Below are 21,670 nucleotides of genomic sequence, written 5' to 3' on the forward strand. Positions count from 1 at the left end.
AGGAGGCAGGCTTGCGGCGGACCAAGGCAGAAGCGCTGGAGACGCGAAGCGTCATTCTCGACGCAGCGGAACAGGTGTTCTTCGATCGGGGTGTCAGTCAGACCAGCCTGACGCACATAGCGTCGCATGCCGGGCTGACGAGGGGCGCCATCTACTGGCACTTCAGCGGCAAGAGCGACCTGTTCCTGGCGATGCACGAACGAGCCTATCTGCCGCAGCGCGTGTTCCTGGAAAGCCAGAACCTTCTGTCGGACGAGCGCCCGCTTCTGGCGCTCGAGCGGACCATGCTGGAAAGCATGCGTCGCTTCGTCACCGACGAGCGGGCCAAGCGGGTGTATTCGATCCTGGTCCTGCGCTGCGAGTACGTTGGGGAGATGGAAAGCGCGATGTGCGCCCACCGCGAGGGCGAGGATCACATGAACGACGTGATCTTCGCCGCCTTTCGGAAGGCCGCCGAACTCGGGCGGCTCCGGCCCGGTCTCGACCCTGCCATGGCGACGAACGTCTGCGTCGGATCGATGACGGGGCTTCTGACCGAATGGCTTCGCTTGAACGAGAGCTTCGATCTCGTGAAGGCCGCCGAACTGACGCTGTCTGCCCTGTTCGACAGCTTCCGAGCGGCGGAGCGCGCGGAAGCGGCCTGAGCCGAGGTCTCTGGAGACGACACATCCGAGCCGCTTCGCAGGGTGCTAGCAAACGGGACCGGGCATGGCCTCGGCCTTTGCGATCAGTCGTCGGACGGCGATGTGCCGGTTGAGATCGTAGCTGGGGGCATTGCGTCGGGCCTGACGGCGAAGGCGGCCCTCCTCGACCAGCAGCGCTTCCATCCCGCTCACGGTGCTCCCGATGATGCCCCGATGGGGCAGCGCGCCGCCTACGTGGTGCCGGAGGCGCTTGGCGAAGTCCTCGATGGCTTCCCTTAAGTGTCGTTCGAATCGCGAGATAGGGTCGTCGGTCCCGGGCATCGCTCGTCCTCCAGTTGCCCGACGAACCTGGCGCGTCCGTCCAAAGATGTGGATTATGTTCCTATTTCGCGCTGTGGATTGCGGGGAAACGCGTCAGCGAAAGCGCCCTTGCCGGTCGTATTCGCACGGTGATGGAAAGAAAATATTCCTACATGCGTTCGGGACTTGCTAGCCTTCGTTCATCCCGAGCCATGGAGTCGTGCGATGTCCCAATATCTCGATCAGACCGCAAGCCGCCGGTACCAACCCGCTCCCGGAGGAGCCGATCCCGGCGGGCGCGGCCGGCTGCAATGCCGGGTGGCGGTCGACATCGTTTCGGCCTTCCTCGGCGTTCCGGCGGCCGACATCCTGTCGGAACGCCGCGCCCAGGCGCCGATCGCCCGGGCGCGCCATGTGGCGATGTACCTGGCGCACGTCGCCTTCCAACTTTCCCTCAACGCCGTCGCCCATGGCTTCGGCCGCGACCGGACCAGCGTTTCCTATGCGGTCGGACGGATCGAGGACGAGCGGGACGATCGTGGGTTCGACGCGCTCCTGAACCGGATGGAGGCCCTGGCCCAATCGTGCCGGCGCCTGTCGGTTCCGGGCGCCGGGGAAGGGGACTTCTGATCCGATGGCGGCGACCGACGAATCTCCGCTCACCCGGCTTTCCTCCCGCAAGGGCGCGGACGGCAAGCCGTTCCTTGCCGCACACGAGGTTGCGGCCGGAGAACGCCTGCGCGCCGACTTCACGCGCGGTGGTCTCAGTCCAAGTGTCACGCAGCGTTGGGAGGACACGCCGCGATCGGGCCCCCGGTCCGGCCCAGCGGACCTTTCGGATGCGGTGCTGGATTGCCGCGCTCGGGTCCAGCATGCGCTGAAGGCCGTGGGACCCGAACTGTCAGGCGTCCTGCTGGACGTCTGCTGCTTTCTGAAGGGCACGGAGCGTGTGGAGGCGGAGCGGCAGTGGCCCGCGCGCTCGGCCAAGCTCATGCTGAAGACCGGTCTTGCCGCGCTCGCTCGTCATTACGGTCTGGTGCACGACGCGGGAGAGGCGCGCAGGGGCATACGCGCCTGGAAGGGCGGCTGACGTCAGGCGGCTTCCATCGCCGCGCGGGCGTCCGCCTGGATCCGGCGCACCATGGAGCGCAGGCCGTTCGACCGCTGCGGGGTCAGGTGGTCCTGCAGCCCGATCCTGCCGAACAGGGCTTCGGCATCGAGCGACAGGATTTCGGGCGCGGTGCGACCGGAATAGAGCGAGAGCGCAACGGCGACGAGCCCCTTCACGATATGCGCGTCCGACTGCCCCTTGAAGCGGATATGCGGCGGGGACCCGCCGTCCGCCTGGCTAATGAGCCAGACCTGGCTGACGCAACCCGGCACCTTGGTCCGCTCGTTCATCTCCGCCTCGTCCATCGCGGGGAGTTCGCGGCCGAGTTCGATGAGGTAGCGGTAGCGGTCTTCCCAGTCGTCGAGAAGCTCGAAGTCGGAGACGATCTCATCGATGTCGCGCATGATGTCCTCGTTGCCGGACCCCCGTCGCGGCCCGGCTCACATATAGGGACCGGGGCGCGACTTGTCAGGCGGGCTCAGCCCGCTGGTGCGAGATACGGGCGCGGGGGCGGGGCGGCGGGAACCCTGGCCTGATGCGCGCTCGGAGCGTCACCCGCCTTCGCCTCGGGCACTGCGGCGGAGGGCGGAGCGGGCTCGTTCGGCCGTTGGGCGGTGCCCACCGCCAGACCGTAGACGAAGGTCAGTCCTTCCGCGATCCGCGCCCCGGCGAAATGAATGGCGTCCCGCCCGCTCTCGCAGGCCATCGGGGATCGTTCGCAGAAGCCACCGAGATCGGCCACGGTCTGCTGCGCTGCGAAGAAGAGCGCCCCGGCCGAGAGGCCGGCCGGCATGCCGTCCTGGTCCTGGCGCGCCGGCGCGAGGAAGAACAGGGCAAGACCGATCAGAAAGGCGAGCTTCAGAAGAAGGCGCATGGGGGGGCGAGTGTCTCCGCGTTCCGCTTGGCCTCCCCGTACCGCCGTGCGGGCGCGACGGCTCCGGGCGTATGGGCTGCGGTCCAAGGTCTTCGTTTCCTGTTTAGCGCAAATCGTAGCGATTGCGGTAACCAGACAACCGCGATTTCGCGAGCCGAACCCGAGGAAGGCGCGCTAACACATTGTCTTGCTTGTGTTTTCAGCGAATACATTTCCTTAACCATAACGCGAAGTCGGGGGCTCTGCCTTCGCTTGGAACGCCGGTGCGGCGGCGGGGCAACGGTGTCCCGCCGCCAGGCTTATGGCTTCCTTAAAAGGTTAAGGGCCAATCTCGCCCCATGGTGATTGACGGTTCGCAGGGTCCATGACGGGCCCGTTGATCGGGCCGCCGCATGTGGATGAGTGATGGCGCAGTCGCGAAACAGCCGGGAAGCCGGACGATCGGTCGACTTCAAGATGGGACTGATCCACGGGCTGGATCGGCTCTCGGAAATGGTCGGCGCTTCGGGCGGTGCGGCGCCGATACCGCACGACCACGGGCGTCTGGCCGCCGGCCTGATCGCCGCGGGGTTCCTGTCCGCGGCGCTGTCTCCGCTGGCGCTCGTCGTGCCGGGCGGGGCGGGGCTGCTGCCGGTGCTCCTCGGTAGTGCCGTCGTGCTGCTGGCCCTCGCCGCTGCGATCAAGGCGGGCATGGAGTTCGATCTCGTGCTGGTCGGACTGCATCTGGCCGGGTCGGTGATGATCGGGGTCCTGGCGCTCGTTCTCGACAGCCTCTGGCCGCTGGTGCTGGTGGCGGTCGGCCCGGTCGAGGCCTGGAGCGCCGGAGCGCGTGTTCGCGCCAAGCTGATGATGCCGGCGATGCTGGCCGCCTTCGGTCTCACCGGTTTCCTGTCGCTGCATGGCATGGGACCGGCGGGGCAGGGGCTGGCCGGGTACACGATCGCGCTGCCGCTGTGCGCGGCCTATGCCACCTTCGTCGTCTGCCGCTGGTTCTATGGAACGCGCAAGAACACGATGCCGATGCGCGTCGAGACGCCGCTTGCGGTGCTCGACGCCGACGGAATGCTGCCGGCGAGGGCCGATGGCGCGGCGGAGCCATTCACGCAGCATCTTCATCTGCTCGACCGCGTGGTGTTCCTGCATGCGCTAAACGACATGCGTGCCGGCGGCCCGGCCCGGCGGATCGCTCTGCGCCTGCGCTCGCAGGGCGAGAGCTTCCGTGCGGTCGACTTGGCTCTCGATCCGGTTCGCAATGCGAGCGGCGTGCTTCAGGCGATCCGTGTCGTCGAACTCGGCGGGGGTGCGGCGTCTTCGCAGTCCGACGCCGCCGACGACGGCCGGCAGGCGGCATTCATCGCCACCGTTTCGCACGAGCTGCGCACGCCGCTCAACGCGATCGTCGGGTTCGCCGACATGCTGGACCAGGAAATGTGCGGCCGCTTCTCGGATCCGCGCCAGAAGGAATATGTCGGGCTGATCCGCCGTTCGAGCGAGCATCTCCTGGCGGTCGTCAACGGACTGCTCGACATGTCGAAGATCGAGGCGGGGCGCTACGAACTGCAGATGGCCGCCTTCGCTCCGGCCGAGATCGTTTCCGCGGCGACCGAAATGGTTCAGGGCGATGCCGATCGCAAAGGGCTGCGGCTGATCGTGCGCGGACCGGCTCCGACCGAGACGCTCGTCGCGGACGCCCATGCCTGCCGCCAGATCCTCGTCAATCTCCTCTGCAACGCCGTGAAATTCACCGATCGCGGCACGGTGTGCCTGACGGCGGCGCGCGATGCGGACTGGCTGACCTTCACGGTGAGCGATACCGGTATCGGGATCGCGCCGGACGACATCGCCCGCCTCGCCCGGCCCTTCGTGCAGCTTTCGCAAGGGCCCTCGCGGCGCTACGAGGGAACGGGTCTCGGCCTGTCGCTCGTGAAGGGGCTGGCCGAACTCCATCATGGCAGCCTGCACATCCGCAGCCAGCCGGACAAGGGGACCACCGTCACCGTTCGTATTCCCACCGACTGCGCCGACCGGATCCAGGCCGCCCAAACCCATTCCGAAAACATCGTAGCGTTGACCGATGCCCGCAAGAAAACCAGCTCCCTCCGCCAAGACCCGCAAGCCCGCCGCACGGCGTAAGCCGTCCGGCGGTCTCGCCGGTCAGGTCGCGCTTCTGGGCGCGCGCGCGTCGCTGGCCGGACTGGCCGCGGGAGCGCGGATTGTGGCCGCGCGGCCCGCACTGTTCGGCGGGATCGCCGTATTCTCGGTCTCGGCCGGTCTCGTGGCCGACAACGCCCTGAACCGGCAGGCCGGCCCGCACCGCCACCCCATGCTGGTGACGCGGGACGTCGAACCTCAGGCGACGGCGACGCGCACGGCGGTTCAGAAGGCCAAACCCGCGCCGATCGGCAACGATCCGCGGATCGTCGCATTCCCACTGGTTCGCGAGGTCCAGTCGCTGCTCGCCGACCAGGGCTACTACAAGGCCGAGGTGGACGGGCGCGCCGGCCAGGCGACCGATATGGCGATCCGCGCATTCCAGACGGAACGCGGCCTGCGGGTCGACGGCATGGCGACGCCTCTGCTGCTGACGCAGATCCGAGCGGCCGGTCACGCCGAAGAGATCGATCCGACGCAGGTCGCAAGCCTCGAGACGGCCGGCGTCGCCTCGGACGCATCGCAAGGCTCGGGCAGCGACCTCGTGCGCCAGATCCAGGCCGGTCTCGCCGACGCGAAGGTCGCGGACCTTCAGGCGGACGGGATCCTGGGCGAGCGGACCAAGGCGGCGATCCGCACCTTCCAGGCACTGGAAAGCCTCGACGTGACCGGCGAGCCCTCGCAGCAGGTGCTCGACCGCCTGCGTGCGATCGCGGTCGGCGGCTGATCCGCAGCATGCGACTGACAAGCGAGATGTTCGCGGCCTACGTGGTGCGCCGCGTGTTCTCAGATGGGGGCTTCGCGGCCGTGGTGCGCCGGGGCGCGGATGCGGCGGGCGCCGTGTTCGTGGTCCTGCGCGACCGGGAGGGGGCGATCCGGCTCCTCGGTCCTGCGCCGCAATCCATGGCCGACGAGAAGGGGGATCGCCGCTTCGTGGCCGAGAGCGTCGCGGACGAGGCGGCGCTCGAAACGCGCTTCGCGCGCGAGGCGCGGTTCGACCCGGACTTCTGGGTGGTGGAGCTCGAGACCGACCGCCCCGACCGCTATCTGACGATCGTCGAGGCGGACTGAAAGGGCAGGGCTTCTCAGCCCTGCGCTTCGCGCGGGGCGGGGCGCTCGGTCCGGCGGCCGAACTCGCGGCGCGCAGGCTCGAAGGAGCGGATGCCTTCCCCGGTCGACCGCTCCGCCGGCTGCAGACGCGCGGCGTTGACCATCGAGCGGCAGTCTTCCGCGCGCAGGGTGCGATAGAAGAGGGCCAGCCGGTCGAAGGCGAGGACGTCGAGGCCAACAGCCGGTTTCAGCATCATCAGGATGCTCATCGCATCGGCCGAGGGAACCTTCAGCGCCTTCAAGGCGACGGCGAGGCGCTCGCCGGTGGGATCGGCGGCGATCTCGAGGATCGTGCGTCCGTCGATCGGCAGGGCCTGCGCCAGCATGTCGTAGAAGGCTGCTTCCTGCCGCTCCATCGCGAGGAGCATCAGGGCTTCCATGTCGACCGGCCGGGTCGAGGGCGCCGTGCGGCCGGTGAGCGCCAGACGGCGCAGCGCCTCGCGCACGCCGTCGACCGATGGTCCCGATCGCCGCGTCGTCGCGCCGGCTTCCAGTAGCGGCGTCTCGGACAGAAAGTCGGGCGACAGGGATGGACTGTCCGGCAGCGGGTCGGTGCTGGCAGGCTGGGCCTCGGCGGCCTTCGCGACCTCCGGCTCGATCTCCTCGAGCTGCGGCGCCGGGCCTTCGTTGCGGCGCGTCCGGTTGTCGAGAAGGCGGGCGACCCGCTCGTCGCCGGTGCTTCGAAGCCGCGTGATGTCGCGATCCTCTAGCGCGGGACTGGAGATCAGGAAGGGGGCCGAGATCTCGATCGGTTCGGCGAGAAGGAGATCCACCAGCGAGCGGGGAACGCGGGCGGAGTGGGAGAGGGCCGCAGCCGCGTTGCGCCGCGTGTCCGCGCCGATCTTCGACCAGAGCGGCACCACCAGCCGCGCCATGTCGTCGGCCTGCCTCTGGGTGGGACGGCGTAGCGCGCCATAGGCCGTGATGGCGGCTGTGACGACCGTGTCGAACTGCTGCTGGGCCTGATGACGTTCAAGGGATCGGAAGATCCGCGGTGCGGCGTCCTTCATGGGGCTCCAGACATGTGTGCGGGTGGGATGCGGCAGTCCGATAGGATTAGATCGAATCCCTTAGCAACCTGTTAACCCTGCGAAGCCTGCCCACGCCTGACCTCCGCGGCGGCCATGGACCGACGGCGCCGCGTGCGCCGGAGTCAGCGCCGGACAAGGCGGATGGGGGAAGGTGGGACAGGGAAGACGACGGTCCGTCCGCGCGTGGCGTGATCGAGGAACCGGACGGCTCGTCGAAATCTTCCCGCAACCGAAACCTCGGGTTCGGGACGGAGGCGAGAAATGAACAACGTGCATCGACTCGTCGTCCCCATGCGGGACGAGACCCGCGGGACGCCGGCGGAAGCCACTCCGCGCACGGCGGATGTGCTGATCCTGCCCTGCATTCGCTACGAGCGGATGGATGCGCGGGACGGGCAGATGGGGCGCAGGGCCCATTCGCCCGTGCTGACCCATGAAGCGGTCTTGCAGGACCTGACCGCTTAAGCGCGGAAACGACACGCCGTTTGCGCGGCGCTCCGGGCGCTCCGACGCCGCGTCAGCCCGTGGGCGTTCCAGCCTCCTCGTCCGTGGCGGGACGGCAACCGATGGAGCGCACGAAGCGGTCGACGAAAGGGCGCTCGCTTTCACTGTCGACCAGCGAACGGACCATCACGTAGCCTTCCTCGCTCGGCATCTCGACGGAGATGGTCTGGTCGGGAAGCTCCGATCCTTCGACGCGGGCGAGGTCGAGCTGCTCGCGCGTGCCCACCAGGAGATCGAGCGCGCCTTCCAGGGCGACACGCTCGCTGATCGAGTAGAGGTTGTCGCCGTTGCGCGCATAGACCGAGGCCGTCCAGAAACCGGTGCGCTCGTCCGCGGTGACGCGCGCCGGACCGTTCTCCAGCGAGAAGCGGCAGGCGGCGTCGATGAAGGCGGGGTCGATGAAGGCGAAGCCCGGCGCGCCCGGCTGGTTTCCCGCCGCGCTCGGCCGCCCCTCGATCCGCACCACGGCGAAGAGGTCGCCGAGCCGCGACAGCCGGCCCCACGCATCGTTCTCGGCCTGCAGCGGTATCGAGAAGATGATGCCGATATGGACGATCGCCGCGCCGACGAGGCCGATCAGAAGGGCGAGAACGAGCTTACCCATCGACGAGGCAACCGGTGCGCACGATCAGAGGCATGGCGATGGGAGCGGCTCCGATGTCGGTGGAGATCGGCGTGTCGTAGAAGGTGAGCGCGAGGATGTAGCCGCCGGTGCCCTCGACCGCGAGCCAGTTGCCCGGCTGGGCACGTGGCCCCACGGCGATCGTCGCGCGGTTGTCGTCCGCGCGCATCCAGTTGAGCGATACGAGCTGCGACGGCCGGCCTTCGGCGACCGGCACCGGCCGACCGGTGTAGTCGAAGGCGGAAAGGGTCGCGATGCGGGCGGGCGGATAGGCGCCTTCCAGCCGGTAGTCGCATTCGCGGCGAAGCTCGCGGCTCTCTGTGTCCACCCTGGCCTGAAACGCGACGCCTTCGCCGAGCCCGAGCGTCAGGTCGCCGGAGCGGGCGAGGCGGGCCTTGGAGTAGGGGTCGGCCGTGGGCGAGCCCGCCGTGCGGTTGGCATGCCAGGGCCCGACCGCCTGGATGTCGGCACCCTCGTAGCTTTCGAGCATGCGGGCGGCCGACCAGGTGCCGAGACCCAGTGCCACGCCGATGGCCAGGAGAGTGAGGAGAAGGAAACGCATGGGCGGTGTATGACCCCGATCCGGCCAGGAGGCTAGAGGACCCGGATCAGCGGCTGACGCTGGGGCCTGGGCCGTCGGGCCGGGTGGCGGCGAACTTTTCCGGCCCTGTGGGCTCCAGGGTCGACAGGAGAAGCTCGAGGTCGGACAGGACGCGGCGCGTGTTGTTGTTGATGACGCTCGGCCGCGCGATCTGGGGCGCTTCGGCACCTTCCGGCTTGGGGACGTCGATGGAGCCGGGCGCGGGAATAGGATCGTCGATGTAGGGGATGGGACGCAGGTCGATGCCCTGATGCGCGGCTTCCATGAAGCGTTGCCAGGTCATGGCGGGCAGGCCGCCGCCGGTCAGCTTGTTGGTGGGCTTGAAGCTGTCGTTGCCGTACCAGACGGCGGCGGTGAAGTTGCCGGTGAAGCCGACGAACCAAGCGTCGCGGTAGCTCTGGGTGGTGCCGGTCTTGCCACCGGCGCGCGTCATCGACAGGCGGGCGCGACGGGCGGTGCCTATCTCGGGAATGCGCACGAACATCTCGTTCATACTCTTGGTCGCCTGCTCCGACAGGACGCGGCGGCGCGGGGGCATGTCGCGCTCGGCGTCCCAGAGGATGTGGCCTTCCGCGTCGGTGATCTGCTGGATCGCATGGCGGTTGGAGGTGAGACCGCCGGCCGGGAAGACGGAATAGCCGGTGGCCTGATCGAGGATCGTCACCTCGTTGGTGCCGAGCGCGATCGTCTTGTCGCCCCTCAGGGGGGTCTCGACGCCCATGTTGCGGGCGAGTTCGGCCACCTTGCCGGGGCCCGACTCCTGGCTCAGCTTGACCGCCACCGTGTTGAGCGAGCGGGCCATGGCGTCCTGGATCTGAAGGCGGCCGGCGTATTTCAGGCCGTAGTTCTGCGGCGACCAGTTGCCGACACTGACCGGGCCGTCGACGATCATGTCGGTCGGCTTGTGGCCGTTCTCCATCGCCAGCGCGTAGACATAGGCCTTGAACGAGGAGCCCGGCTGGCGAAGAGCGCGGGTCGCGCGGTTGAACTGGGACAGGCCGTAGTCCCTGCCGCCGACCATGGCGACGACCCCGCCGTCGTCGGCGATCACCGCCATAGCGCCTTCCTCGACGCCGAAGGTCTTGCCGTATTGGCGCAGGTGGAAATCGACCGATTCGTCGGCGAGCTGCTGCAGGCCCATGTCGATCGTGGTGCGCGCGACGACCGTGCGCTGCGGCAGGTCGGCTGCGATGCGCTGGATCTCGTCGAAGGCGAAGTCCAGGAAGTAGTCCGGCGACTTGATGACGGAGCGGTCCACCGCGGTCGCCGGATGGCGCCGCGCGGCGACGACCTGGCCTTCGGTCATGAAGCCGGAATCGACCATGGCCGATAGCACGACGTTGGCGCGGGCGCGGGCGGCGGGCAGGTTATTGTGGGGCGCGTATTGCGTCGGCGCCTTGAAAAGGCCGGCGAGCATCGCGGATTCGGCAAGGTTCACGTCGCGGATGTTCTTGCCGAAATAGAACTCGGCCGCCGCCGCCGCGCCGTTGGCGCCGCCGCCCATGTAGGCGCGGTCGAGATACATGCCGAGGATCTCGCGCTTGGTGAGGTTCGCCTCGAGCCAGAGCGACAGGAACGCCTCGTTGATCTTGCGCTCGAGCGATCGCTCGTTGGAGAGGAAGACGTTCTTGGCGAGCTGCTGGGTGAGCGTCGAGCCGCCCTGAACGACGCCGCCGGCGCGCGCGTTCTGGCCGAGGGCGCGGCCGAGGCCGATGAAGTCGATGCCCCAGTGCTCGAAGAAGCGACGGTCCTCGGTCGCCAGCACCGCCTTGACGAAATGGTCGGGCAGTTCGTCGATCGGGACCGCGTCGGCCTTGAGGATGCCGCGGCGGCCGATCTCGTTGCCGTGGCGGTCGAGGAAGAGGACGGAATAGTCGGCCTGCTGGGGAAGCCCGGCAACGGTCTTCTGCATGGCGGGCTGAGCGAGCACGAGCAGCACGACGAAACCGGCGAGACCGATGGTCAGCGACTCGCAGCAGAGCTCGACCACGACGCGGTTGAAACCGCGCACCCGGAAGCGGCGCGAGGCGATGGTGACCGTTTCCCAAGCGCCGGAAAAGCCATGGAAAAGCCGCCAGAGCGTGGTATCCAGCCAAGCATCGACTTCCATCAGTCGAGACGGGGCGCGCCGGCCCTTCGGCTTGGACGAGAACAGTTTCGGCACGGTCAGCCTATCCCCCCGGCGCGCCGCAACGACGCGTCGGACCATCTTACAAGAACCAGTCGGCGAGACAAACAGCCATCGAAACCGACCCCTTCTGACGATCGTCCCATGACGGGCGAAGAGGGCGGTTCCGAGGCGTGCGCGTCGGGTTCCACGGATCGCAGAGCAAGATGAACGAAACCCCCTTCTGGGCGCGCAAATCGCTGGACGAGATGACGACGGAGGAATGGGAGTCCCTGTGCGACGGGTGCGGGCGCTGCTGCCTGAACAAGCTGGAGGATTGGGACACCGGCGAGATCGTCTGGACCGAGGTCGCCTGCCACATGCTGGACGGGGGAAGCTGCCGATGCTCGGACTACGAGAACCGCCATGCCACCGTGCCGGACTGCGTCACTCTCAGCCCCGACCTCGTGCGCTCCATCGCCTGGCTGCCGCCGACGTGCGGCTACCGCCTGGTGGCGGAGGGGCACCCCCTCCGGTGGTGGCATCATCTCGTGTCGGGCGATCCGCAGACCGTGCACGAGGCGGGGATCTCGGTTCGGGGGCGGACCGTGAGCGAAGAGGGGATGGAGCCGGAGGACTACGAGGACCACCTCGCGGCCTGGCCCGGAGACGATCCGGACGAGGATCGATCCAACGATGTAGGAAAATTATCTGAAATAGGAAAATAGTCATTGACACCGTGACGGTGCCGATGTAGGGTTCAGGCATAGTCGAATTGGTGCGCTCAAGAGGCGGTCGTTTCCGGAAGGAGCGGCCGCCTTCGGCGTTTCGGAGGACAGGGCGAATGGGCAAGCCGGACGAGACGCTGCTTTCGGAGCGCCTGTTCGTGGCGCTCACCGCCGAGGTCTCGGCACTGGAGAAACGGCCGCGTCGGGTGGCCGAGAAGCCCGGCGAACCAGTGCCGAAGAAGACGTTGGCGGAGCGCGGGGCGGAGGCGAAAGCGCGGGTGGAGACGATCTCGCAGCTGACGCGCACCTTGGAGAAGCTTCTGGAGCTTCGCCAGTTGGAGGCGCTGTCGCGCGAGACCGGGCGGCGCGAGGACGAGGCGGAAGCCGGTGCCTTGCGTGCCGAGATGTTGAAGCGTCTGCGATCGATCGACGCGCAGCGCGGCGGAGCGGCGGGGCTGTTCGATGCGATCGCGGCGCCGGGCGGCGAGGCGGTGGGCTGATGGACGGGGGATTCTGGGCGGAGATCGAGCGCGAACTGGAGGGCCAGCCGGCGCATGTGCTGCGGCGGGCGCTTCCGCGCTGGGCCCTGTGCGCACGGCCCGCGCAATTGCCGCCGCCGGGCGACTGGCGGCAATGGCTGCTGATCGGCGGACGCGGGTCGGGCAAGACACGGGCCGGCGCCGAATGGGTGCGCGCGATGGCGCTGGGCGAGGCGCCGCTGGCGGGACGCGTCCATGGGCGCATCGCGCTGGTGGCAGAGACGCTGGGCGACGCGCGCGAGGTAATGGTGGAGGGCGAGAGCGGGCTGCGGGCGCTCGACTACGAAACGCGCCCCGTGTTCGAGGCCTCGCGGCGCCGGCTGGTCTTCGCCAACGGCGCGGTGGCGCAGGTGTTTTCCTCGGAGGACCCGGACGCGCTGCGCGGCTACCAGTTCGATGCGGCCTGGGGCGACGAATTGGCCAAGTGGACCTATGCGGAGGGCTGTTTCGACAATCTGCAGCTGGCGCTGCGGCTGGGCGAGAACCCCCGCATGGTGCTGACGACGACGCCGCGCGCGGTGCCGATCCTCAAACGGCTCATGGCCGAGGAGGGGACGGCGGTGACGCGGATGCGCACCGGCGAGAACGCCGGCAATCTCGCCGCCGGGTTCGTGGCGGCGATGGAGACGCGTTACGGCGGATCGCGTCTGGCACGGCAGGAACTTGACGGCGAGATGATCGAGGCGCGCGAGGACGCGCTGTTCGACCGTGGCGCGATCGACCGCATGCGGGTGCGCGCGGTGCCGTCGCTCGGCCGGATCGTGGTGGCGGTGGATCCGCCGGCCTCGTCCGGACGCACGTCGGACGCCTGCGGCATCGTGGCGGCGGGGCTGGGCGGCGATGGGACCATCTACGTGCTGGCCGATCGGAGCAGGCGCGGGCTGAAGCCGCCGGAATGGGCAGCGGCTGCCGTTTCGCTCTATCGCGAGCTGGAGGCGGACCGGATCGTCGCCGAGGTGAACCAGGGCGGCGAGATGGTGGAGGCCGTGCTGCGAACGGTGGCACCGGACGTGCCGGTGTCGAGCGTTCGGGCGACGCGCGGCAAATGGGTGCGGGCCGAACCGGTCGCGGCGCTCTACGAGCAGGGGCGCGTCCGGCATGCCGGCAGCTTTGCCGAACTGGAGGACGAGCTCTGCGATTTCGGCCCCAACGGGCTGTCGAACGGGCGCTCGCCGGACCGGCTGGACGCCATGGTCTGGGCGGTGACCGCGCTGAACCAGCCGCGCTCGGAGCCGCGTATCCGGCGGCTGTGACCGCAAAGACTTGAAGCCTTCCGTTGAACGGAGACATGAGATGGGTTTGACGACGAGGCTGAAGGCCTTGGCGGGGCTGACGCCTGCGCCGGAGGTGCGGTCGGGCTCGCCCGGCGGGGCGCTGGTGTTCACCGGCGCGGCGGACGAGGCGGACTGGACGGAGCGCTCCTACGGGTCGCTGGCGCGCGCTGGCTTCATGCGCAATCCGCTGGTCTATCGCTGCGTCAGGCTGATCGCAGAGAACGCCGCGGCTGTGCCCTTCGTTCTGTACCAGGGGCGGGAGGAGGTGGAAGCGCACGCGATTCTCGACCTTCTGCGCCAGCCGAACGGGCTGCAGGACGGCGCGGCGCTGATCGAGACGCTGGTCGGTCATCTCCTTCTGTCGGGGGCGGCGCATGTCGAGGCGAGCGTGCTGGACGGTGTGCCGCGCCAGATCCACGCGCTACGGCCGGACCAGATCCGTACGATCTCCTCCGTCGACGGCTGGCCGGAGGCGGTGGAGCAGCGGGTGGGCGGGCGCGTCCGGCGCATTCCGCTGGAGGCGGACGGCGAAAGGCCGGCGCGCGTGCTGGCGATCCGGCTGTTTCACCCTTTGAGCGAAGCGGACGGGTTCGCGCCGGTGAGCGCGGCGCAGACGGCGCTCGACCTCCACAATGCGGCGACGCGCTGGAACAAGGCGCTGCTCGACAATTCGGCCCGGCCCTCCGGCGCGCTAGTCTATCAGCCCGGCGACGGCGGCAACCTGTCGAGCGACCAGTTCGAGCGGCTGAAGACCGAGTTGGAGAGCGGCTATGCGGGCGCTGCGCGGGCCGGGCGGCCCATGCTGCTGGAGGGCGGGCTCGACTGGAAGGCGATGGCGCTCTCCCCCCGCGACATGGATTTCATGGAAGCGCGCAACGGCGCGGCGCGGGACGTGGCGATTGCCTTCGGTGTTCCGCCGATGCTGCTCGGCATCCCGGGCGATGCGACCTACGCCAACTACGCCGAGGCGAACCGGGCGCTGATCCGGCTGACCGTGCTGCCGCTGGTGGCGCGGCTCTCGGCGGCGCTCGGCAACTGGCTCGGCGGCTTCTTCGAGGACGAGCGGGACTTGCGGCTCGGTTTCGACGCGGACCGGATCGAGGGTCTGTCGGTGGAGCGCGAGGCGCTCTGGGCACGGCTCGGGGCGGCGAGCTTCCTCGACGACGACGAGAAGCGCGAGGCCGTGGGCTATGGGGCGCGCAGCCGACGCACGGCGACATGACGGGGGAACGACGATGGATACGATGACGGGGGATGTGGCGTCCCCGCTGGCGCTGTTCGGCGCCAAGCTGGCGGGGGCGGTGGGAGGATCGGTGATTTCCATCGCCTACCTCCTGCCGAACGGGCGGCGTGAGGCGATGGCTCGCTTCCTGACGGGGGCGGTGACGGGGGTCGTGTTCGGTGGCCCGGCGGGGATCGCGCTCGGGGACCATCTGCGCCTCGGCGGCCGGATCGGAGCCACCGAACTGATGCTGATCGGTTCGGCGGCGGTGAGCCTGTCGGCCTGGTGGGCGCTCGGCGCGCTGCAAAGGTTTGCCGAAGGCCTGTGGGTGCGGCCGGCGCGGGCGGGGGAGGCGGTGCAATGATGCGTGTTCCATCGATCAAGCGGACGATGCCGCTGCCGGCGATCGACGAGGACGAGCCGGGCGTCATCCGGGGGTATGCCAGCCTCTTCGACCGGACGGACCGGTCGGGCGATCGCATCCAGCGCGGGGCCTTCGCCCGGTCGCTGGAGGAGCGGACGGCCGCCGGCATCCGCATGCTCTGGCAGCACGATCCCGGCGAGCCGATCGGACGCTGGACGGTCCTGCGCGAGGACGCGCGGGGGCTCTACGCGGAGGGGCGGCTGGAGCTCGGCAGCCAACGTGGACGCGAGGCGCTGGCGCTCCTGCGGGGCGGGGCGATCGACGGTCTGTCGATCGGTTTCCGGACCCGGCGCGCGCAGCCGCTGCGCGACGTGGCGCGACGGCTGCTGACGGACATCGATCTCTGGGAGATCTCGCTCGTGACCTTTCCCATGCAGGAAGCGGCGCGGGTGCGCGAAGTGCGTGGGATCGCGGTGGATTTCGCAAGGGCGCTGCGCGAGGCGGCGTGGCGGATCGCGCCTCGAGGGCTGGCCGTCGGCGCCTGAGAGCCAGAAGTTTTCGACTTTCCTGAGCCCCGCGTCCGGACCACCGGCACGGGGTTCGCTTTTTCCAGCCTGAGGAGACGACATGCAGACCTTCAACCAGGGCGCGCCGGAGACGAAAGCCAACGGGGGACGCGAGGGCGCCGAGGCGCTGAACGACTTCATGGGGGCTTTCGACGCCTTCCGCGAGGCCAACGACGACCGCCTGTCGCAGATCGAGAAGCGCATGAGCGCCGACGTCCTGACCGGCGAGAAGGCCGACCGCATCGCCAAGGCGATGGACGAGCACGAGAGGCGGCTGGAGCGTCTCGTGCTGAAGGGCATGCGCCCGCCAGCCGGCGGTGGCGAGACGGCGAGCGCCGAGCCGAGCGAGCATCGCTCCGCCTTCGAGGCCTATGTGCGCGGCGGTGACGAGACGCGCCTGCGGCGGCTGGAGGAGAAGGCGATGTCGGGCCTCGTCGGCGCCGACGGGGGCTTCCTGGTGCCGAGCGAAACGGAGACGGAGATCGGTCGGCGACTGGCCGCCGTCTCGCCCATCCGCGGGATCGCCACCGTGCGCACCGTGTCGTCGGCAGTGCTGCGCAAGCCCTTCGCGGTGAACGGGGCGCAGACGGGTTGGGTGGGCCAGGCCGATGCCCGGCCGCAGACGAACGCGCCGCAGCTCGCCGAGCTGAGCTTCCCGACGATGGAGCTCTACGCGATGCCGGCGGCGACCAACGCGCTGCTCGACGACTCCGCCGTCGATATCGACGCCTGGATCGGCGAGGAGGTCGAGCAGGCCTTCGCGGCGCAGGAGGGCGCGGCTTTCGTGAGCGGCGACGGGGTGTCGAAGCCGAAGGGCTTCATGAGCTATCCGACCGTTGCCGAGAGCGCTTTTGCCTGGGGCAGCGTCGGCACGATCTCGACGGGGGCGAACGGCGGGTTCCTTGCCGGGGCTGCGGGCGACGCGCTGATCGACCTGATCTATGCGCTGAAGGCGGGCTACCGTCAGAACGCCAGCTTCGTGATGAACCGCCGCACGCAGAGCGCGGTGCGCAAGCTGAAGGATGGCGACGGAAACTACCTCTGGGCGCCGCCCTCGGCGGTGGGCGCGCGGGCGACGCTGATGGGCTTTCCCGTTGTGGAGGCCGAGGCGATGCCGGACATCGAGACGGGCGCAAAGGCCATCGCCTTCGGCGACTTCGGCCGCTTCTATCTCGTGGTCGACCGGCAGGGCGTGCGGGTGCTGCGCGATCCCTACAGCGCCAAGCCCTACGTCCTTTTCTACACGACCAAGCGCGTGGGCGGCGGCATCCAGGACTTCGATGCGGCCAAGCTCCTGAACTTCGCGGCCTGACGATGCCGGGACCGGGCGGCGACGCCCGGTCCCTCGATTTCTCATGCGGAACGGGACGCACGATGATCTGGATCGACAACGGGCAGCCGGTCGCCGAGCCGGTGACGCTGGCTGAAGCAAAAGCGCAGATGCGCGTCGAACGCGACGACGAGGATGGGGCGATCGCGGGTTTCATCCGCGCCGCGCGCGAGACGATCGAAGCGCGCACTGGGCTCGTCGTAGCGCGGCGGGCGTTCCGGTTGTGCCTGGAATGCCCGGCGGAGGCGGACCTCGCGCTGTCGCGCCGTCCGGCCCGCGCCGTGCTGGCGGCCCGGATCTTCGGCCTGGACGGGACCCCGGAGGCCGTGGACGCCGCCGATGTGCGGATCGTGCGCGACGGGGGCACACTGCGCCTGCCACAGGCGCTGACGGGACGCGGCGGACGCGAGGTGGAGATCGAGTTGGACATGGGGCTCGACGCGGCTGCCGTTCCGGACATGCTGAAGCTTGCGATGCTGCATCTCGTCGGCGTTTCCTACGAGATGCGAGGTGCGGCGCCGGCGTCGATGCAGCCGGCGTTCCTGCCGCCGCTGGTGCGCGGGCTGCTGGCGCCCTACCGGCGGGTCGGTCTGTGATGACGCCGCTGTTCATCGACGCGGGCCTGCTTCGCCACCGAGCCGCGATCGAGCGCAACGACGTCGTGCCGGACGCCATGGGCGGCGGCCAGGACGTCTGGGTGGAGATCGGTGAAACCTCCGTGCGGCTGGAGCCGCTTGCGGTGGATGTCGACGAGCGACTGGGGCAGCGGGTGGGCACCGCCACGCATCGCGTGACCCTGCGGGCGCGCCCGGGGCTCGACCGAGGCATGGCGTTTCGTGTCGGCGGGCGGCGGTTCGTGATCCGCACGCTGCACGACCCGGACGAGACGGGACGCTATCTCGTGTGTCGCTGCGAGGCCGAGGCATGATTGCGCGCGTGGCCTTGCGGCTGCGGCGGGATGTGCTGCGGACCGGCATGCGCGAGGCCGTTCGGCGCGAGGCGGCGACACGGGCGGTGGACGTCTTGGCCGAACGCGAGAACGGCGGCGGCGATACTCCTGACGAAAAGTTAACGACGGACGAGCCGCCGTCCGGGTTATCACGCGATATGTGACACCATACATATCGCGTGATCGATCTTTGTCCGAGCGGTTCCGGGCGCGCCGATGAACGGCGCTTTCGGACCGGCTCCCGGAGCCGAGAGGACCGAATCCCATGGCGCATCCCAGCGCTGAACTGCAGACCACCATCGTTTCCGCCCTGACGCACGACCCGGCACTACTCGCCCGCTTGGGCGGACCAAAGGTGTTCGACCGGGTGCCTGAGCGCACCGCCTTTCCCTATCTGACGCTCGGCCGTACGGCGGTGGTGGACTGGTCCACCGGCACCGAGGACGGTGCCGAGCACATCCTGACGCTGCATGTCTGGGCGAAGGGCGGCTCGAAGCAGGAAACCTACGAGATCATGGACATGGTCTCGAATACGCTGCACGACCAGACGCTGCCCCTGACGGGTCACCGGCTGGTCAACCTCCAGCTTCAGTTCGCCGAAGCGCGTCAGGAGCCGGAAAGCCCGGCCTATCACGGCATCCTGCGCTTTCGCGCGGTGACGGAGCCGCTGGCCTGAACCAACCGGCAGCAGGGATGAATTTCGCGAAGGGCGGTCCGGGAGGGCCGCCCTTCTTCGTTCGGCACATCGGAAAGGACGTTACGCATCATGGGCGCGCAGAAAGGCAAGGACCTGCTTCTCAAGGCCGATCCAGAGGGGATCGGCGCATTCGCGACCGTCGCGGGCCTGCGCTCGCGCCGCATCTCGTTCAACGCCGAGACGGTCGACGTGACCGATGCCGAGAGCGCCGGGCGATGGCGCGAGTTGCTCGGCGGGGCGGGGGTGCAACGCGCTTCGCTCTCTGGATCCGGCATCTTCAAGGATGCGGCGTCCGACGCCTCTCTGCGGCGGCTGTTCTTCGAAGGCCGGATCGCCGCGTTCCAGGCGGTGATCCCGGATTTCGGCAGCGTGACCGGGCCGTTCCAGGTCACCGCGCTGGAATATGGCGGCGAGCACAACGGCGAGGTCTCTTTCGAGGTCTCGCTGGAATCGGCCGGCGCACTCCAGTTCGCGGCGCTCTGAGATGGCCGTGAACAGAAGGCGCGGCGAGGTGGAGGCCGTGCTCAATGGGCAGCCGCATCGGCTCTGCCTGACGCTGGGCGCGCTTGCCGAACTCGAGGACGCCTTTGCGCTCGAGGACGTCGCTAGCCTTGCCCAGCGCTTCGGCTCCGGGCGGCTTTCGGCGCGCGACCTGACGCGCATCATCGGGGCAGGCTTGCGCGGCGGCGGGTCGCCCGCCACCGACGACGAGGTGGCCGCCATGGCGATCGAAGGCGGAGCGGCCGGTGCGGCGCGGATCGCAGCCGATCTCCTCGCGGCGGCCTTCGGTGGGCCGGAGGAAACGCCCGGCCGCCCTTGAACGCCGCCGCGCCCGACGATGCGACGGGCACGGCGGCATTTCCCTGGGATGAAGTGTTCGCGACGGCCTCATGCGTGCTGCGCATGACGCCGGACGCGATCTGGCGCGCCACCCCGCGCGAGCTGGCTCTGGCGCTCAGGCCCTTCGCAAGCCTCCGCGAGCCGCCCAGCCGGGCGCGCCTCGTGGATCTCATGCAACGCTTTCCCGACACGAGGTGAGAGATGGTGGAAACCGTGGATGCCCTGCGCATCGCTGTCGAGGCCGACACGAGCGGCTTCGAGCGCGCGCTCGGCGACCTTTCGACCCGAGCCAGCGCCTTCGGCACCGCGCTCACATCGGCGTTCCGCGGCGCCGCCGGTGGCGGGCGGTCGCTGGACGGGGTGCTGAAGCAACTCGGCGGACGGATCTCGACGATCGCTCTGGATGCCGCGCTCCGACCGCTGACGCAGTTGGCGGGCGGGATGCTGGGGCAGGTGCTTTCGGGGATCGGCGGCGGAGGTGTCGCGGGCGCGGCCGGGGCTACGGCCGGCGGCATCGTGCCGTTTGCCAAGGGCGGGGTCGTGCGCGCGCCGACCTTCTTTCCGAACGGCGGTCGGATCGGCCTGATGGGCGAAGCCGGCGCCGAGGCGATCCTGCCGCTCCGCCGGGGGCCGGACGGATCGCTCGGCGTCGCGGCTCCGGGCGGACAGGCACGATCCGGTCCCTCGATCGTCTTCAATGTGACGACGCCGGACGCGCCGAGCTTCCGGCGGGCCGAAGTGCAGATCCAGGCGATGGTGGCGCGCGCGGCCATGCGCGGCCATAGGGGGCTCTGACCATGCTGGCTTCCTTCAGCGAAGAGCGGTTTCCGCTGCGCGTCGCCTTCGGCACCGCCGGCGGGCCGGAGCGGCGAACGGACATCGTGCGCTTGTCCACCGGCTACGAGAACCGCAACCAGCGCACGCGCCATTCCTGGCGCCGCTACGACGCGGGGTCCGGGGTTCGCAGCGTCGAGGATCTCATGGCGGTTCTTCACTTCTTCGAGGCGCGGCGCGGGCGGCTGGTCGGGTTCCGCTTCCGCGATCCGTTCGATTTCTCCTCGGCGGGCGGGGGGCTCGCCCCCGGCGCCACCGACCAGCCGCTCGGGATCGGCGACGGGGAGACGACGGTGTTTCAGCTCGTCAAACGCTACGGACGTGATGCGGACGCCTATGTCCGGCCGATCGGCAAACCGGTGCCGGGCAGCGTGCGGATCGCGGTCGGCGGCTCCGCGACGACCAGCGGGCTCGTGGTCGATCCGACGAACGGCACGGTGACGTTCGCCGCACCTCCCGCAGTCGGCGCGTTGCTGACCGCTGGATTCGAGTTCGACGTGCCGGTGCGTTTCGACATGGACCATCTCGCGATCAACGTCGCCGCCTTCGAGGCCGGCGACATCCCGACCATTCCTCTGGTGGAGGTCCGGCCGTGACCGGCATTTCGGACGATTTTCGCGCGCGGCTTCGGCAGCCCGCGACGACGCTGGCCCATGCCTGGCGGGTGACGCGGGCGGACGGACGGGTGTTCGGGTTCACCGACCACGACGAGGACCTCCATTTCGCGGACACGACATTCGCGGCGCGAACGGGGTGGACGGCGGGCGAGGCCGAGGCGGCTCTCGGCCTGGCGGCGGGAACGCACGGCGTCGAGGCGGCTCTGTCCGCCGAGGCGATCGGCGAGGCGGACATCGCCGCGGGGCTCTTCGACGGCGCTGGCGTCGAGGTGTTCCGCGTGGATTGGCAGCGGCCGGAGGATCATCTCCTGATCGATGCGGCTGATTTCGGCGAGATCACCCGCAACGATGTCGGGATCTCCGTGGAACTGCGCGGGCTCGCCGCGCGGCTCGACCGGCAGCATGGCCGATACTACCGGCGTCGGTGCGACGCGGCGCTCGGCGACGCGCGCTGTGGTGTCGACCTCGCGCGCTGGACGAAGGTCGGGCGGATCGCCTCGGTCGGCGTCGGGCGTGTGGTGCTGGAGGGGGTCGGCGCGTTCGACCGGGAATCCTATCGCGAGGGGCGGCTGCAGGTGGGCACGGCTCCCGCACTCACCGTGGCGGGCCTGCGCCTCGGCGAGGACGGGACGCTGGCGGTCGATCTCCTCGAGCC

The 21,670-nt window shown here is 69.3% G+C and carries 30 protein-coding genes and 1 pseudogene; 25 read left to right on the forward strand and 6 right to left on the reverse strand.

Annotated features, from left to right (window positions below):
• Positions 1–11: 11 nt before the first annotated feature.
• The 4 genes and pseudogenes from AUL34_RS11925 to AUL34_RS11940 form a co-directional block, all read left to right on the forward strand.
• Positions 12–644, forward strand: a complete 633-nt coding sequence (locus AUL34_RS11925) for a TetR family transcriptional regulator (RefSeq protein ID WP_192845739.1) — start codon at positions 12–14, stop codon at positions 642–644.
• A 102-nt stretch (positions 645–746) separates the two neighbouring features.
• The gene (locus tag AUL34_RS22270) at positions 747–923 is read left to right on the forward strand and encodes a hypothetical protein (protein ID WP_156420899.1); all 177 of its coding nucleotides are present in this window, start codon (positions 747–749) and stop codon (positions 921–923) included.
• A 246-nt stretch (positions 924–1,169) separates the two neighbouring features.
• Positions 1,170–1,574, forward strand: coding sequence for a helix-turn-helix domain-containing protein (locus AUL34_RS11935; RefSeq protein ID WP_082653325.1), 405 nt, complete (start codon positions 1,170–1,172; stop codon positions 1,572–1,574).
• 19 nt (positions 1,575–1,593) lie between these two features.
• A pseudogene (locus tag AUL34_RS11940) lies at positions 1,594–2,034 on the forward strand (DUF6456 domain-containing protein); the annotation flags it as partial.
• A gap of 2 nt (positions 2,035–2,036) precedes the next feature.
• On the opposite strand, the gene AUL34_RS11945 reads toward AUL34_RS11940, so the two are convergent.
• Entirely contained in the window at positions 2,037–2,459 is a 423-nt protein-coding gene (locus AUL34_RS11945; protein WP_061934059.1) for a SufE family protein, read from the reverse strand.
• A gap of 74 nt (positions 2,460–2,533) precedes the next feature.
• On the reverse strand, positions 2,534–2,929 hold the full coding sequence (locus tag AUL34_RS11950) for a DUF5330 domain-containing protein (protein ID WP_061934062.1): 396 nt from the start codon (positions 2,927–2,929) through the stop codon (positions 2,534–2,536).
• A gap of 405 nt (positions 2,930–3,334) precedes the next feature.
• On the opposite strand from AUL34_RS11950, the gene AUL34_RS11955 reads away from it, so the two are divergent.
• Genes AUL34_RS11955 through AUL34_RS11965 form a run of 3 tightly spaced genes read left to right on the forward strand, consistent with a single transcriptional unit; the run spans position 3,335 to position 6,151 of the window.
• Positions 3,335–5,062: a HAMP domain-containing sensor histidine kinase gene (locus tag AUL34_RS11955; RefSeq protein WP_061934064.1), complete on the forward strand. Its 1,728-nt coding sequence runs from the start codon at positions 3,335–3,337 to the stop codon at positions 5,060–5,062.
• Positions 5,004–5,807: a peptidoglycan-binding protein gene (locus AUL34_RS11960; protein ID WP_061934066.1), complete on the forward strand. Its 804-nt coding sequence runs from the start codon at positions 5,004–5,006 to the stop codon at positions 5,805–5,807. The genes AUL34_RS11955 and AUL34_RS11960 overlap by 59 nt, the downstream gene beginning before the upstream one ends.
• An 8-nt stretch (positions 5,808–5,815) precedes the next feature.
• Positions 5,816–6,151 (forward strand): DUF1491 family protein, encoded by a 336-nt coding sequence (locus tag AUL34_RS11965; RefSeq protein ID WP_061934068.1) that lies wholly within the window; start codon positions 5,816–5,818, stop codon positions 6,149–6,151.
• A 14-nt stretch (positions 6,152–6,165) separates the two neighbouring features.
• On the opposite strand, the gene AUL34_RS11970 is transcribed toward AUL34_RS11965, so the two are convergent.
• Positions 6,166–7,200 carry a hypothetical protein gene (locus AUL34_RS11970; RefSeq protein ID WP_061934069.1) on the reverse strand — a complete coding sequence of 345 codons (1,035 nt, stop codon included), beginning with the start codon at positions 7,198–7,200 and terminating at the stop codon, positions 6,166–6,168.
• 282 nt (positions 7,201–7,482) lie between these two features.
• Between AUL34_RS11970 and AUL34_RS11975 the strand changes: the two genes are divergently transcribed.
• Positions 7,483–7,686, forward strand: coding sequence for a hypothetical protein (locus AUL34_RS11975; RefSeq protein WP_061934071.1), 204 nt, complete (start codon positions 7,483–7,485; stop codon positions 7,684–7,686).
• Between the two features lie 52 nt (positions 7,687–7,738).
• Here the strand turns inward: AUL34_RS11975 and AUL34_RS11980 are convergent, their stop codons facing one another.
• The 3 genes from AUL34_RS11980 to AUL34_RS11990 are packed head-to-tail and all read right to left on the reverse strand — an operon-like array spanning position 7,739 to position 11,058.
• Positions 7,739–8,329 (reverse strand): DUF1254 domain-containing protein, encoded by a 591-nt coding sequence (locus AUL34_RS11980; protein WP_061934074.1) that lies wholly within the window; start codon positions 8,327–8,329, stop codon positions 7,739–7,741.
• A complete protein-coding gene (locus tag AUL34_RS11985) occupies positions 8,322–8,909 on the reverse strand; it encodes a DUF1214 domain-containing protein (RefSeq protein ID WP_061934075.1) in 588 nt (195 codons plus the stop codon). The genes AUL34_RS11980 and AUL34_RS11985 overlap by 8 nt, the downstream gene beginning before the upstream one ends.
• Positions 8,910–8,955: 46 nt before the next feature.
• Positions 8,956–11,058 (reverse strand): transglycosylase domain-containing protein, encoded by a 2,103-nt coding sequence (locus tag AUL34_RS11990; protein ID WP_244492542.1) that lies wholly within the window; start codon positions 11,056–11,058, stop codon positions 8,956–8,958.
• 224 nt (positions 11,059–11,282) lie between these two features.
• Here AUL34_RS11990 and AUL34_RS11995 point away from each other — a divergent pair, with 224 nt between their 5' ends.
• The 17 genes from AUL34_RS11995 to AUL34_RS12075 form a co-directional block, all read left to right on the forward strand.
• Complete coding sequence (locus AUL34_RS11995) at positions 11,283–11,783, forward strand: YcgN family cysteine cluster protein (RefSeq protein ID WP_061934113.1); 501 nt, start codon at positions 11,283–11,285, stop codon at positions 11,781–11,783.
• Positions 11,784–11,899: 116 nt separating this feature from the next.
• Positions 11,900–12,283 carry a hypothetical protein gene (locus AUL34_RS12000; protein ID WP_061934079.1) on the forward strand — a complete coding sequence of 128 codons (384 nt, stop codon included), beginning with the start codon at positions 11,900–11,902 and terminating at the stop codon, positions 12,281–12,283.
• Entirely contained in the window at positions 12,283–13,575 is a 1,293-nt protein-coding gene (locus AUL34_RS12005; protein ID WP_082653327.1) for a DNA-packaging protein, read from the forward strand. The genes AUL34_RS12000 and AUL34_RS12005 overlap by 1 nt, the downstream gene beginning before the upstream one ends.
• Positions 13,576–13,615: 40 nt before the next feature.
• The gene (locus tag AUL34_RS12010) at positions 13,616–14,818 is read left to right on the forward strand and encodes a phage portal protein (RefSeq protein WP_061934081.1); all 1,203 of its coding nucleotides are present in this window, start codon (positions 13,616–13,618) and stop codon (positions 14,816–14,818) included.
• A gap of 13 nt (positions 14,819–14,831) precedes the next feature.
• The gene (locus tag AUL34_RS12015; protein ID WP_061934083.1) at positions 14,832–15,182 is read left to right on the forward strand and encodes a DUF6107 family protein; all 351 of its coding nucleotides are present in this window, start codon (positions 14,832–14,834) and stop codon (positions 15,180–15,182) included.
• Positions 15,179–15,727, forward strand: coding sequence for an HK97 family phage prohead protease (locus AUL34_RS12020; protein WP_061934085.1), 549 nt, complete (start codon positions 15,179–15,181; stop codon positions 15,725–15,727). Before AUL34_RS12015 ends, AUL34_RS12020 begins: the two co-directional genes overlap by 4 nt.
• 82 nt (positions 15,728–15,809) lie before the next feature.
• A complete protein-coding gene (locus tag AUL34_RS12025; protein WP_061934087.1) occupies positions 15,810–17,060 on the forward strand; it encodes a phage major capsid protein in 1,251 nt (416 codons plus the stop codon).
• Between the two features lie 62 nt (positions 17,061–17,122).
• On the forward strand, positions 17,123–17,674 hold the full coding sequence (locus AUL34_RS12030) for a phage head-tail connector protein (RefSeq protein WP_192845740.1): 552 nt from the start codon (positions 17,123–17,125) through the stop codon (positions 17,672–17,674).
• A complete protein-coding gene (locus AUL34_RS12035) occupies positions 17,674–18,006 on the forward strand; it encodes a phage head closure protein (protein WP_061934091.1) in 333 nt (110 codons plus the stop codon). Before AUL34_RS12030 ends, AUL34_RS12035 begins: the two co-directional genes overlap by 1 nt.
• On the forward strand, positions 18,003–18,191 hold the full coding sequence (locus tag AUL34_RS12040) for a hypothetical protein (protein WP_061934093.1): 189 nt from the start codon (positions 18,003–18,005) through the stop codon (positions 18,189–18,191). Before AUL34_RS12035 ends, AUL34_RS12040 begins: the two co-directional genes overlap by 4 nt.
• A gap of 101 nt (positions 18,192–18,292) precedes the next feature.
• On the forward strand, positions 18,293–18,703 hold the full coding sequence (locus AUL34_RS12045) for a DUF3168 domain-containing protein (RefSeq protein ID WP_061934095.1): 411 nt from the start codon (positions 18,293–18,295) through the stop codon (positions 18,701–18,703).
• A gap of 90 nt (positions 18,704–18,793) precedes the next feature.
• Positions 18,794–19,207, forward strand: coding sequence for a phage major tail protein, TP901-1 family (locus AUL34_RS12050; RefSeq protein ID WP_061934097.1), 414 nt, complete (start codon positions 18,794–18,796; stop codon positions 19,205–19,207).
• Between the two features lies 1 nt (position 19,208).
• Complete coding sequence (locus AUL34_RS12055; protein ID WP_061934099.1) at positions 19,209–19,544, forward strand: gene transfer agent family protein; 336 nt, start codon at positions 19,209–19,211, stop codon at positions 19,542–19,544.
• Positions 19,541–19,762: a phage tail assembly chaperone gene (locus tag AUL34_RS22840; RefSeq protein ID WP_061934101.1), complete on the forward strand. Its 222-nt coding sequence runs from the start codon at positions 19,541–19,543 to the stop codon at positions 19,760–19,762. The genes AUL34_RS12055 and AUL34_RS22840 overlap by 4 nt, the downstream gene beginning before the upstream one ends.
• A gap of 3 nt (positions 19,763–19,765) precedes the next feature.
• Positions 19,766–20,359 carry a phage tail tape measure protein gene (locus AUL34_RS12065; RefSeq protein ID WP_156420901.1) on the forward strand — a complete coding sequence of 198 codons (594 nt, stop codon included), beginning with the start codon at positions 19,766–19,768 and terminating at the stop codon, positions 20,357–20,359.
• 5 nt (positions 20,360–20,364) lie between these two features.
• Positions 20,365–20,994, forward strand: coding sequence for a DUF2460 domain-containing protein (locus AUL34_RS12070; protein ID WP_061934119.1), 630 nt, complete (start codon positions 20,365–20,367; stop codon positions 20,992–20,994).
• The coding region (locus tag AUL34_RS12075; protein ID WP_061934103.1) for a DUF2163 domain-containing protein at positions 20,991–21,670 on the forward strand (680 nt) is incomplete at its 3' end. The genes AUL34_RS12070 and AUL34_RS12075, both read left to right, overlap by 4 nt.

The sequence above is a fragment of the Aureimonas sp. AU22 genome, from assembly GCF_001463745.1.
Classification (GTDB): domain Bacteria; phylum Pseudomonadota; class Alphaproteobacteria; order Rhizobiales; family Rhizobiaceae; genus Aureimonas.

What these genes read in the sequence shown, in the direction of transcription:
- AUL34_RS11975 (WP_061934071.1), top strand. Translation starts at nt 7,483, where the DNA reads ATGAACAACGTGCATCGACTCGTCGTCCCCATGCGGGACGAGACCCGC.
- AUL34_RS11960 (WP_061934066.1), top strand. Translation starts at nt 5,004, where the DNA reads ATGCCCGCAAGAAAACCAGCTCCCTCCGCCAAGACCCGCAAGCCCGCC.
- AUL34_RS12065 (WP_156420901.1), top strand. Translation starts at nt 19,766, where the DNA reads ATGGTGGAAACCGTGGATGCCCTGCGCATCGCTGTCGAGGCCGACACG.
- AUL34_RS12040 (WP_061934093.1), top strand. Translation starts at nt 18,003, where the DNA reads ATGATTGCGCGCGTGGCCTTGCGGCTGCGGCGGGATGTGCTGCGGACC.
- AUL34_RS11955 (WP_061934064.1), top strand. Translation starts at nt 3,335, where the DNA reads ATGGCGCAGTCGCGAAACAGCCGGGAAGCCGGACGATCGGTCGACTTC.
- AUL34_RS12055 (WP_061934099.1), top strand. Translation starts at nt 19,209, where the DNA reads ATGGCCGTGAACAGAAGGCGCGGCGAGGTGGAGGCCGTGCTCAATGGG.
- AUL34_RS12050 (WP_061934097.1), top strand. Translation starts at nt 18,794, where the DNA reads ATGGGCGCGCAGAAAGGCAAGGACCTGCTTCTCAAGGCCGATCCAGAG.
- AUL34_RS11945 (WP_061934059.1), bottom strand. Translation starts at nt 2,459, where the DNA reads ATGCGCGACATCGATGAGATCGTCTCCGACTTCGAGCTTCTCGACGAC.
- AUL34_RS12025 (WP_061934087.1), top strand. Translation starts at nt 15,810, where the DNA reads ATGCAGACCTTCAACCAGGGCGCGCCGGAGACGAAAGCCAACGGGGGA.
- AUL34_RS11995 (WP_061934113.1), top strand. Translation starts at nt 11,283, where the DNA reads ATGAACGAAACCCCCTTCTGGGCGCGCAAATCGCTGGACGAGATGACG.
- AUL34_RS12005 (WP_082653327.1), top strand. Translation starts at nt 12,283, where the DNA reads ATGGACGGGGGATTCTGGGCGGAGATCGAGCGCGAACTGGAGGGCCAG.
- AUL34_RS11950 (WP_061934062.1), bottom strand. Translation starts at nt 2,929, where the DNA reads ATGCGCCTTCTTCTGAAGCTCGCCTTTCTGATCGGTCTTGCCCTGTTC.
- AUL34_RS11965 (WP_061934068.1), top strand. Translation starts at nt 5,816, where the DNA reads ATGCGACTGACAAGCGAGATGTTCGCGGCCTACGTGGTGCGCCGCGTG.
- AUL34_RS12000 (WP_061934079.1), top strand. Translation starts at nt 11,900, where the DNA reads ATGGGCAAGCCGGACGAGACGCTGCTTTCGGAGCGCCTGTTCGTGGCG.
- AUL34_RS12015 (WP_061934083.1), top strand. Translation starts at nt 14,832, where the DNA reads ATGGATACGATGACGGGGGATGTGGCGTCCCCGCTGGCGCTGTTCGGC.
- AUL34_RS12030 (WP_192845740.1), top strand. Translation starts at nt 17,123, where the DNA reads ATGATCTGGATCGACAACGGGCAGCCGGTCGCCGAGCCGGTGACGCTG.
- AUL34_RS11970 (WP_061934069.1), bottom strand. Translation starts at nt 7,200, where the DNA reads ATGAAGGACGCCGCACCGCGGATCTTCCGATCCCTTGAACGTCATCAG.
- AUL34_RS12020 (WP_061934085.1), top strand. Translation starts at nt 15,179, where the DNA reads ATGATGCGTGTTCCATCGATCAAGCGGACGATGCCGCTGCCGGCGATC.
- AUL34_RS12045 (WP_061934095.1), top strand. Translation starts at nt 18,293, where the DNA reads ATGGCGCATCCCAGCGCTGAACTGCAGACCACCATCGTTTCCGCCCTG.
- AUL34_RS11985 (WP_061934075.1), bottom strand. Translation starts at nt 8,909, where the DNA reads ATGCGTTTCCTTCTCCTCACTCTCCTGGCCATCGGCGTGGCACTGGGT.
- AUL34_RS11980 (WP_061934074.1), bottom strand. Translation starts at nt 8,329, where the DNA reads ATGGGTAAGCTCGTTCTCGCCCTTCTGATCGGCCTCGTCGGCGCGGCG.
- AUL34_RS11935 (WP_082653325.1), top strand. Translation starts at nt 1,170, where the DNA reads ATGTCCCAATATCTCGATCAGACCGCAAGCCGCCGGTACCAACCCGCT.
- AUL34_RS12010 (WP_061934081.1), top strand. Translation starts at nt 13,616, where the DNA reads ATGGGTTTGACGACGAGGCTGAAGGCCTTGGCGGGGCTGACGCCTGCG.
- AUL34_RS12035 (WP_061934091.1), top strand. Translation starts at nt 17,674, where the DNA reads ATGACGCCGCTGTTCATCGACGCGGGCCTGCTTCGCCACCGAGCCGCG.
- AUL34_RS11990 (WP_244492542.1), bottom strand. Translation starts at nt 11,058, where the DNA reads ATGGAAGTCGATGCTTGGCTGGATACCACGCTCTGGCGGCTTTTCCAT.